2 protein-coding genes are annotated in these 12,001 nt (G+C 52.4%); both read right to left on the bottom strand.

The genetic code is table 11. The features are described from left to right. Positions 1-392: 392 nt before the first annotated feature. The gene (locus G497_RS0111895) at positions 393-7,529 is read right to left on the bottom strand and encodes a type I secretion C-terminal target domain-containing protein (protein WP_027188308.1); all 7,137 of its coding nucleotides are present in this window, start codon (positions 7,527-7,529) and stop codon (positions 393-395) included. A gap of 333 nt (positions 7,530-7,862) precedes the next feature. Then, a partial coding sequence (locus G497_RS18035; RefSeq protein ID WP_034637815.1) for a beta strand repeat-containing protein occupies positions 7,863-12,001 on the bottom strand: 4,139 nt, incomplete at its 5' end.

Raw genomic sequence — 12,001 nt, 5'->3', positions numbered from 1 at the left:
AATAATAGTGATTTCGGAAGAGCCCGCAGTTTTTTCTTTCTGTGTTGTTGCCATGGTATTCTCCATATATGTATTAGGGGCATCAGGCCAATGCCCATGCATTGTATTAATGTCCCATAGTCAGCTACATTTCTATATACATTAATAGTACAGATTTTAAAAAATGCAAGCTAAAAATGGCCACAAGCAGCCTTCCTTGTGCAAAAAAATCATAACCTCAACACGTTCCCTGCGGCTATAATGGCAACTGTTGCACTGTGCCGGTAGCTTTTCACGCCTTTTATTCCACCTGAACAAAGAGTATTTTTGCCCCAAAAAAAAACCCACTTCCCCCTGCAAACAAGGGGAAGTGGGCGCACACCCCAAAAGGGTGCTACTGCAAGGGTCTGGCCCTATTGGCTAAGCAGCAATTGCTGCATAAGCTGCTCTGCCGTTATGGTGCTGTTTTCCAGTACAATCACTTGGTCAAAATGCCCTGCGGCACTTTCCCCGTTGGTGCTTATGTTCAGCACGGTGTTGCCATTTTCATGGGTCACGTTCAGGAAGTTGTCCAGGTTATCTTTGGCACCATCGCCCAGCAGGCCGCTCAGGTCCAGCTTGTCGCCTTCATCAATGTTAAAGTCGGTTACCACGTCGGTGGCGGGGGCACCTGCTGTGCCTGCATCGCCTGCCTTCCACACAAAGGTGTCTGCCCCAGTACCGCCTGTAAGCACGTCATAGCCAGCGCCGCCCACAAGAATGTTGTTGCCAGCATCACCAATAAGGGTGTCGTTGCCCGCGCCGCCATCTACCATGCCGCCATGGGCACTGCCGTGCAGCACCACATAGTCGTTGCCTGCTCCCATGGTGGCCTGCCCGGTGAAGTTCCCTTCAATACTCAGGGTGTCGTTGCCACCGCCAAGCACCAGGCTGGAGAGGCTGTCTACACTGCCGTGCAGGGTAACAGCGTTGGTGCCGCCCGCAAGATTCAGGTCGGTGTGTTCCAGCGAGCCAGCTTCCACATGCAGGGTGCCTGTGTAGGTGCTTTCAGTGGTTACATGGGCATCAATCAGGTTGCCTGCAACGGTCAGGGTGTCGTGCCCGCCCCCTGCAAAGGTCAGGTCGGTGTGGCTTACATCGCCGCGCACGTCCACATGGTCATCACGGGTGGAAGCAAAGGTGTGGTCGCTGTTGCCACTGCCCGTGGAGCCGTCGTAGTTGCCTTCATGGTAGATGTTGGCCATGTCGGCGTGTGTTTCCGTCCCAACAGACATATCTACCGGGTAGAGAACTGTCCCCCCGAAGTTGAGGGAGTCAAAGAAGTTATGCAGGTCGATTTTATCTTGAGCCGACCATGTTTCATTATACAGCACTTCAATGGCTTCAATGCTGTGGGTAGCATACCCTGTGGCCTTCAGTTCGTTCAACCATGTTTCGTATCTGCCTTTAAACTCGGTAAAGTCTTTTGCCTTCAGGCTGAGCACGTCATACCCGTCGCCCATTTCCAGGGTGAGGCCACCAAGGGTAACAGTACCATCCAGCACCACGTGGTCCTCGCCAGCCCCGGTACTAATGATGTTTTTGCCGCCGCTTTGCGCCTTGATGTCACCTTTAATGGAGATAAAGTCACTCTGTTCCGTGCCAATAATCTGGTTGCGAGCATTTGTGCCTGCGGCATACATGGCGAATGCTTCTTTCCCTTGCCCGCCAGCCACGGTAATACGCACTTCTATGCCTTCAGAACCGTGAGCAGCCTGAATGATGTTGGTGCTATTGGGGTTGTTGGCGTGCAGGGCATAGGCATTGCCAGTACCGGATGCATCAATCGTAACCTTGTTTGCGTTCAAGGTGTTTGTTCCACCGCCATCCGCACGTACACCGTAGGTGGAAGAACCGCCGCCCTGAGAGGTTACGGAAATTTCATTGGCCGTGAGCGTGTTAGAAGCACTGCTTAGGCCAGTTGTGATTATTCCGGCGCTTCCACCTGCACCCGTAGCGGTTACAGTAATGCTTTCTCCAGTAATGATGTTTTTACCACCGTCTGAAGCATCTACAGCGTAAGCGTCAGAGGCCGTGGAGTTAGCTGTGATGTTTACAGCCCCACCTGTTGACCCCAGAATATTTTGTGAGCCCGCCCCGGTGGCCGTCATAGCATGAGCCATGCCGCTGGTAACCGTCGATTGTATAGTAATATCGCCAGCTACGTCGCGGATAATATTCTGGCCACCACTAGTGGTATACAACCCACGTGCTTTTGTGGAAGAAACGGTTACATCTCCTGCAACTTTTTCGATGATATTCTGACCGGAGTTTTCAACTTGCATGGCAGCAGCGCCTCCCGTAATGGAAACATTGCCACCCACACCACTGATGGTATTGAGGGTATTAACGCCAGTTGCATACATTCCCAGGCCAGAGCCTGAAACGCTTACATCTCCACCAGCAGAAACGTTGGTTTTTCCACCACTCGTCGCAAACATGCCAATACCGCTGGAATCAATGTTTACATCTCCGCCCGCCGTAATGGTGTTTGTCGCACCAATTGTAGCAAAAAGGCCATAAGCAGATGCTTTTCCTTGTACGGTGACATCTACATTGCCTGTAGCATCGATAACGTTGCTACTTCCAGCATTGGTAGCAGACAAACCATAGCTATTGCCTTCATTGGCTGTAGCGTTCAGTTCTACGTTGCCGCTTGAAGTAATCGTATTCTTGCCACCAGATTCAGCAACCATCGCCTGAGCAGCGTAGTTACCAACCTTTGTTGTGGTCGCATTTACAGTGACATCACCAGCAGTTATGGTATTGGAAGATCCAGTGCTATTGGCAGAAATACCTCTGGCAGTATTCCCTGTGCTATTGGAAGAAAGGGTAACACTGTCTCCAGTAATTATGTTGCTACCAGTAGCACTGGCGAAAGCACCATATGTTAACCCTGCTCCACTGGCGGTTATATCCACCTTGCCGCTACCAAGAATTTCGTTTTTACCACCGGTTGTAGCAAAAACTCCATAGACAGGGCCACTTGTGCTCTTTGCAGTAATAGTAACATTTTCGATGTCACTGATAGTGTTACGACTCGCATTATCAGAGGCTGACAGACCCGTTGCCGAGGTAGCACCTGTAACAGTAAGATTAAGTCTATCTGCGTTACCAGCCCCACCAATAATCGAGTTTGTAGCACCACCAGCAGCACTGATACCTGTTGCCGTAGTTTTTGCGCTTGTAGCACTAATATTTATGTTTTCTGCATTGCTGATAGTGTTTGTGCTATTAGAAGCAAGCACTCCATAAGCAATATTATTAGCGTCTACAGAAATATTCACGTTTTTAGAGTCAAGAATTTCGTTCTTCCCGCCTGCAAGAGCGTACAGCCCCGAAGACACAAAGTTTGTTCCTGTATAGTCACTCTTGGTAGTAATGGTAACAGTTTCAAAATCACGGAGAGTGTTTGTACCTCCTTCTGCATTCACGCCCCAAACCGAACCTGCCCCGTGTAAAGTAGCGGTTATGTCAAGTGTATCCGTATCCTTGTCAGTACCCGCAATAACGTTACTGCTCCCAGTGCCAAGGCTGTAAATACCACGGGTATGACCCACTTCTGCTTCAGCCTTTATAATAACACTTGCAGCAGCAAGAATTTCATTTTTCCCTGTTGCGCTGGCATATAAACCAACAGCGCCACCATTACTTTTATCTTTAACATCAATGGCAACATCTTCAACACCTTGAATAGTGTTAACGCCTCCCTTATCTGAAGCCTTCATGCCAATAGAGGGACTCATGCTTGTAGAAGAATTTCCGGTTACTTCAAGAAGAAGCTTGTCTGTATCACCCGCCGCGCCAGTACCGGTAATGATGTTTTTCCCGCCTGCACTGTTTATGCCGACAGCAGCGTAATTGTAGTTCTGGCTGTTGACTTTTATCTCAATATCTTGAGCTTTAATTTCATTTTTGTAGTTGGGGTTAAGATAATTGCTGGCACTATTCATTCCGGTGATTGTAGCCGTGTTGCTTGATCCACCTGTTGCGGTTTGATCAACATTCACCGTAACGTTTTTAGCTTCAATCAGGTTTGTACTATAAGAAGCAGATAAACCAGAACTTCCTTCAATGCCTTTAACCGTAACTTCTACATTATTGGCATTAAGAATTTCGTTTTTACCACTGCCGGAAGCGCTCAGGCCTGTTGCGCTGCCACTAGTGCTGGTTGCATTGATATTTACAGTGTCCGCACCAAGAATCTCGTTTTTACCACCACTTGTGGCATTAAGGCCAGAAGCAGAGCCGCTTGTGCTTTTTGCAGTAACAGTTACATCTTCAACACCAGTTATGGTGTTGCGCGAAGCATTGCCAGCAGAACTGGTCCCCACGGCCTGCATGCCCGTGGCTGTGCCGCTGCCCGTGGCAGTGGCAGTAAGGGTCAGGGTATCGTTCCCCGCGCCGCCAGTAATGGTGTTTACACCGCCGCTATACCCGGTATTGCCCTGGTGCAGGGTTGCTTTCAGGCCAGTGGCCGCGCCGTTCTGAGTTTGTGCAGAAAAAGTAAAGCTGTCTGCCCCGTCACTGCCAGTAATGGTGTTTGTGCCGGCATCTGCCCACAGGGAATTGGCTGCGCCGCTGCCTGTGGTGCTTGCCCCGGCAGTAAAGTTCAGGGCTGTGTTAGCATCTTTCACTGTAATGCCGCTTGAAGCGGCGGCAAACAGGGCCGTGGCTTCACCACCAGCAGATTTAGCCTGTACATTCACGGTATCCATGTGCTGCACAGTTTGCTGGGTTGTGCCACTCCAGCCCATAGAGCCAACATAGGCACCCATGCCCTGGGCTGTATTCGCGGTAGTGTTTTCAGCATTAATGGAAAGGGAGTTGTTGCCTGCCTTGCCGTCAATCAAAATCGAGCCCTTGCCATCGGTAATCAGGCCCCATGCGGTTTGCCCGCTGGAAACAGCGTTTATGGTGACTGTGTCGTCGCCACTGCCACCGTTAATAATTGCCTTGCCAGACTGTGTGCCCATTACCCCTACAGCTGTATGGCCTTCGGCAGTAAGTGTAATGCTGCTGCCACCGTCTGCCCCTTGCAGGGTAGTCACCCCTGTTTTTCCGGCATACACGGCGTTGGCACTCCCTTTGGAGCCTGCCCCTGTCATGGCGGCGTGAATACTGATATTTTTGCCACTCACATCAGTTGTAGAGCCATCGTAGCTGACCACACCAATGGACACCAGATTATCTGTACCCACAAAAGAAGATTGCTGGGTGGTGGAATTAATGGAAACCGTACCAGCGGCCTTCAGGTTAATGGTTGACCCTGCTCCGTAGGAAGCTGCACCGTAGGAACCCCCGCTCATGGCATCGGTAATAATATGAATGTCCTGCGCAGTTACATTGGCAGTGCCACTGTTGGCAACACACACACCGTTAGCCGGGGTGGCGCCACTTACGCCAGCCTTGGTACTGCCAACAGCTATGGTGACCACACCGTCAGCAAGTACTTCGTTCACCCCTTTGTCGGAGTAAATGCCATAGCCTGAACCTGCGCCTGTAACGGTATAGCCACCTGCGCCAGTGTCTTGCATGTTAGCCAAAATGGTCACATCGCCAGTGCTCTGCACACTGTTTTTACCACTGCCAGCAGCATACATGCCCAAAGCAGTGCCGCTGCCGCTGGAAGCGGTTATAGCAACGTTATCACCCGTAACCTGGTTTGTGGCCCCGTAGGCATATGTTGCATATGCGATGCCTGTATTGCTGGTTGCGGTAATAGAAGTTTCATCTTCACTGGCAAGGATATTTTTACCGCCACTTGTTGCCGCAAGGCCATAGGCTGCGTTAGTAGTGCTCGTAGCAGAAACAGAAGCCCCTTCGGTGCCGCGTATTTCATTGGTGCCGCCAGCAGCATAGCTGCCATAGGCAGTTGCGCTGGAAGCAGTGGAATGAATATCCACTGTGCCTTGGGCAGTAATGGTGTTGCTGCTGCCTGCATTGGCATAAAGGCCTGCGGTACTCGCCCCGGCTACCTCTACCGACACATCGCCCCGGCTGGTAATGGTGTTGGCAGCCCCATTGGTTGCTTCCATGCCAGCACCGGAAGCGTTGATTTCTACAGAGCCTGCATCGCTGATGGTGTTTTCTGAACCAGCACCATCGGCATTCATGCCGCTACCGCCTGTAACAAACAGCTTCACCGCATCTGTAACACGCTGGAAAATATTCTTGCCGCCGCTTTCAGCGTGCATGGCATTGTCAGCGGTTTGTACCGTAATGCTGGTGACATCCTGAATGGTATTGCTGCCACCGGAAGTCGCTTGCGCCCCCATGCCAGAGGTGGAAGCCAGCTCTACAGTCGTTTTGCCGCTTGCCGTGCCTTGGCTGGGCTGGCTGCCGTCAATGAGGTTTGTGCCAGCGTTTACTGCGCTCATGGCGGCTGCGGCTGCACCGGAATCAATGCTTACAGAACCTTCTTTGCCTGCAATGGTGTGGGTACCAATGGTGTTGGTTTTGCCTGCACCGCTGGCGCTAATGCCCTGGGTAAAGGTCACCGTGTCGCCAAGGCCGCTGGAGTCTATGCGGTTCACATCCGCTTCAAAACCAGCACCTTCATGCCATTCACCATGAATAAGGCCACCCTCTGCCAGCTTGCCGCCGTTGGCGGTGTTGGTGTCTTCTGGACCAGAGTCAAATATGTCTTTGGGGTCGGCAATAAGCTGTAAGGTATAATTGCCCTGCCCGGTGGTAATGGTGAGGTAGTTGTAAATATTTTCCCCGGCAGCCAGGGCGTCTTTACCCGCCTGGGTAAGGGTAAATACCAGTTTGTCGCCTTCTACCACGGGGTCATTAAAATATTGGCCAGCCCCTGCGGGCAACTTCCACTCAAGGCCAAGGGCCTGCCCCGCAGGCGAAATGGCATTGCCATTACCGTCTAAAAGGGACATTTCCAGCCGTTCTCCCCCGCCCTTGGTATATAAAACGCCGCGCGTATTATATTCAATGCGGTTGTCTACCGGGGGAACAGGCCCAGGGGTGGGGGCAGGGGTAGGGGTAGGGGCAGGGGCAGCTTCTGCCGCCGCAGGAGTAATCAAACCTGTATTGGCTTCCTGTTGGCTTCCTGTGGTGCCACCCCACTGGTCTGTACCCAATGAACCCAGGCGGTCTGTGCCGCCCATAAGGGAGCCTGCGGCGTCGTCATAGGCCGAAAGGCCGGAAGTGGGGCTGGCCTGGGCTGGCCCGGCTGCGGTGGTTATGTCCATGTCAGGCGACTGGGCACGCAAAAAGTCTGCACCCGCCACCACTGTGCCGTCTGCAAGTACAAGGGTTGGCAGGGTTCCTTCTGCCCCAACGGCAAAAAAGTTCTCCAAGGTTACCTTGCCCCCTCCTTCAACAGTAACAACCAGGTCATTTTCGCTACGCACGAAGGAACTGGTGGCTGTGTCGAACTCAAAATGCAGGGTTTCATTACCTGCACTGGGCACCACAAGCATTTCCCCTGCTGCCGGGGCTGTTATAGCCATAGGCGTTGCGCCTGTTTTTTGAGAAGAAGATTGCTGTACCATTGGGAACTCCTATCTTGTATGAAAAAATTCAATTTTATTGCACTGTTTGCAGAAGCTACAATACCAACCCCCATGCAAATGATGAGAGTTAGTTAAGAGATAGTATACATCCTTTTATACAATTAGCAACCAGCAAATGTACAAAAAGAGTCCTCACTGGGAATTTTGTTGCTGCAACATGCTTCCGTTCATCTCAATTTACCTAAAAATACTATATATTTTCATAATCCAATCTCCGTAAAATTTTTTCCACAATAAAAAGTCGCCTCTCCCTGAGTAAGGGAGAGGCGACTTGGCAACTGTATTTTGGCAAGCAATGCCTGCCGGGTGTTGTTATTGGTTTAACAGCACATGCTGCATAATCTGTTCATCCGTCAGTTCATTATCCTGCAACACAATCACCTGGTCAAAGCGTTCGGCAGCACTTTCACCAGTAGTACTAATGCGCAGTTCCGTATTACCGCCTGTGCGTACAATGCTCAGGTAGCTATCCATGTCGTCTTTGGCCTCATCGGTAAGCAGTTGGCTCAAATCCAGTTTGTCGCCTTCATGAATATTGAAGTCGGTAATAACATCTTTGCTTGGGGTATCCACCGTGCCCTGGTCGCCTGCCTTCCATACAAAGGTGTCGGCCCCACCGCCGCCTGTAAGCACGTCGCTGCCTGAACCGCCCACCAGAATGTTGTTGCCGCCATCACCCATAAGAGTGTCGTTGCCAGCGCCGCCATCTACCATGCCGCCGTGGGCACTGCCGTGCAGCACCACATAGTCGTTGCCAGCACCCATGGTGGCCTGCCCGGTAAAGTCACCCTGAATGCTCAGGGTATCGTTGCCGTCGCCCAGCACCAAGAAGGAGAGGTTGTCTACACTACCATGCACGGTCACCTCGTTGGTGCCGCCCATAAGGGTCATGCCGGTGTGGTCCAGGGCACCCGCTTCCACATGCAGGGTGCCTGTGTAGGTGCTTTCAGTGGTTACATGGGCATCAATCAGGGTGCCCGCAACATTCAGGGTGTCGTGCCCGCCGCCTGCAAAGGTCAGGTCGGTGTGGCTTACGTTACCGCGCACGTCCACATGGTCGTCAAGGGTGGAAGCAAAGGTGTGGTCGCTGTGCCCGTCGCCGGGTAATGAGCCGTCGTAGTTGCCTTCGTGGTAGATGTTGGCCAGGTCGGTGTGGGCTTCCACCCCAACAGTCATATCTACCGGGTAGAACACTGTGCCCCCGTAGTTGAGGGAGTCAAAGAAGTTATGCAGGTCGTTTTTGTCTGTATCCGACCAGTTATTGTTATACAGCACCTCAATGGCTTCAATGCCGTGCCCTGTGTTTACCAGCTCTTGCAACCAGTTGCCGTACCTGTCGGCAAATTCCTGGTAGCTGCCAGCCTTCAGGCTGAGCACGTCGTAACCAGCACCCATGGTCAGGGTCAGGCCACCTGAAGTAACAGTGCCGTCCAGCACCACGTGGTCGTCGCCCGCGCCGGTGCTGATGATGTTTTGGCCACCGTTTTCTGCCTTGAAGTCACCGGTAATGGAAACATGGTCGGCTGCGTCCGTGCCAAGAATCTGGTTGGTGGAACCGTAGTTGGCATACATGGCCAGCGCTTCTTGCCCTGTTCCTGCGGTCACGGTAATGCGCACTTCCAGACCGTGGGAATTATCGATGCCACTAATGGTGTTCACAGCATTGTTAATGGCATACATGCCGTATGCCCCGCCGTTGGCGGATGTGGCATCCAGGGAAACATGGTTGGCGTTAATGGTGTTGGTTGCGTTGTTCGTGTCGGCAAACATGGTGTACCCGCTGGCGCTGCTGCCTGTACCTGTGGCGGTTAGGGACACGGTTTCGGCATTTATCGTGTTGGCTGCACCAGTAATAACGCGCATGGCATACCCAGCACCAATGCTGCTTGTGGCTTCCACATTCACCGCGCCAGTGGCGTTGATGGTGTTGGTAGTGCCAGCATCACGTGAGTAAATACCATAGGCACCCAGGCTGTTGCCATAGGTGCTTGTGGTGTTGTTGATGGACGTAATGCTGACATTTTCGGCATTAATAATGTTGCTGGAAGCGTCGCCCGCAGCCATGGTGTAGGCAATGGAGTTGCTGTTGCTGGTTGTGCCGCTCAGGCTGACGTCTTTAGCCGTAACCGTGTTTGTGCCGCCATGCACAGCATTCATGGCACTTGCATTGCTGCCGGTGCTTGTGGACTTCAGAACAACGGAGTTGCTGGCTGTAATGGTGTTGCTGCCACCATCGGCGTTGACAGCAGAGTACCCACCATTTGTGGTGGTAAGGGTTACGTTCACATCCGCAGCAGTAATGGTATTTTTCCCACCGCCTGTGGCCTGCACCCCATAGCTGGTGCCGGAACCTGTGCCTGTTACAGCAACATTCACCGTGCCGTCCGCGGTAATGGTGTTTTGCCCGCTTGTACCAGCGTTCATGCCATAGGCCGTATTCCCAGTGGCGGCTATAGTTACATCGCCTTTGGCAGTAACGGTGTTGGTGCCACTGTTGGTGGCAGCCATGCCCGTGGACGTGCCACCGCCCCCTGTGGCGGAAACGGCTATATCGCCCCCGGCCTTCAGCGTGTTCACAGCCCCGGCCAATCTTGCATCAAGTCCAGTGGCCAAGGTGCCTGCACTTACCGCATTTATGGTAATATCTTTGGCGGCAGTAATCACGTTGCTGGTAGCGCTATTTGCCGTAAGGCCATAGGCTTTGCCATAGGTGCTGTACGTACTTTCCACATTAATGAGAACATTCCCGCCACTAGTAATTTCATTTTTAGCATTGGGGCTGAAGGCGTTTGTCTTGCTGGCATTCAAGCCAGTTGCCACTTGATCAGAAACCCGGACATTCACCGTAACATCGCCTTTTGCCTGAATGGTATTCTGACCGGAGTCGGAGGCAGACATACCCGTATTCTTCCCGGCAGTGCCATTCAGCGTCACATTTCCTGCAACGCCGGTAATTTCGTTCTTTCCCGTGGCATTTGAGGGGGTATAGCCAGAGGCAGTCATGGCACCTTCAAGGGTTACGTCGCCAGCCACACCACGAATAATGTTGCTGCCCCCTTTATTTTGCGCCTGCATGCCACCAACGGTGACATTTTTACCAACATTTTCAATAATGGTGGTGGATGTATTGTCTACAACCATCCTCCCCTTTACGTCTACATTGCCTGCAACATTGCTGATGAGGACCTGGGCAGGCACGAGCCCGGCGTTGAGAATACCTGCGCCACCGCCAGCTATGCTTACATCGCCGCCCACATTGGCTATGGTGTTGTTTGAAGAACGACTATAAATACCATACCCGAGCGCGCCTGTGGCTTCCATGGAAACATTGCCAGCAACATTTTGTATAACGTTTGCAGCAAGGCCACCCCCTGCAAACATACCGTAGCTCACGGTGCTCATGGTCACATCGCCACCCACACCATCAATGACGTTCTTGGCATCTTTCATGTCCGCATACATGCCTGCCCCACCAGTCAGGTTTACATCGCCCTTCACATCATGAATGGTGTTGGTAAAAAACGCCAGGGCAGCCATGGCAACGCCTGGGCCGGCATTAACGTTTACATTCCCGTCCACATTGCCAATGGTGTTGCTGCCATATGTCTTTTCACCACCCATGGCTGAATAGTTTGTGCTGGAAACGGTTACATCGCCTTTTACATTATCAATAATGTTACTGCTGCCCACACCCGCAGCATACATGCCGTAGGTGTCGCCTTGCACAGTCACATTGCCGGAAGTGTTGGCAATGCTGTTGGTGCTACCACCTGTGGCAACCATGCCCGAAGCCAACTTTGCGTTGGGGTTGCTGGCAATAATGGTTACGTTGTCTGCACCGGTAATTTCATTTTTTCCACCCGCATCTGCCTGCATGCCATAAGCATTGGTGCCACCTGTGGCAGTGCTGCCGGAAGTGGCGGTTATGTTTACATCGCCACCAGCGTTCAGGGTGTTGGTGCCGCCGGCAACGGCGTTCATGCCATAGCTGGCTGCATTGCCATCGGCATGGGCCGTAAGGGAAATGTCACCGCTTTTTGTGGTTACGGTGTTGCTGCCGTTTTCGGTAAACATAGCTGTACCCGCGTTGCCGGAAGCGCTCAGGATAACGTTGGCAGAATCGGTGGTAATGGTATTGCTGCCGCCTGTGGTGGTCATGGCATAGGCGGTGGAACCCGGTGTGACCTGCTCTATCGTTACGGTGCCGCCTTGGGCGGTCACGGTGTTGGTGCCTTTCAGGCCACCAAGGTACACAATGTCGTAGCCTTTGCCAGCATCAATGGTGCTACCGGAAACAACACCCGTAAAGCGGATGCGGTCGTCCAGGTCGCTGGAAGACAACGTGCCGTTGTTCAAGGCCTGGCCCTGGTGCCATTCGCCATGCTTCAGGCCACCGTTTGCCAGGTCGTAGCCGCCGTTGTCGCCGGCTGTTTCACCATCCAGCGATTTGG

The organism is Desulfovibrio cuneatus DSM 11391 (genome assembly GCF_000430005.1).
Lineage (GTDB): Bacteria > Desulfobacterota > Desulfovibrionia > Desulfovibrionales > Desulfovibrionaceae > Frigididesulfovibrio > Frigididesulfovibrio cuneatus.
Note: the sequence above shows the minus strand (reverse complement) of the source record. Positions and strands in the feature narration are given on the sequence as shown.

Bases quoted from the DNA above. Each gene is read 5' to 3' on its own strand.
- G497_RS0111895 (WP_027188308.1), bottom strand. From the start codon at position 7,529: ATGGTACAGCAATCTTCTTCTCAAAAAACAGGCGCAACGCCTATGGCT.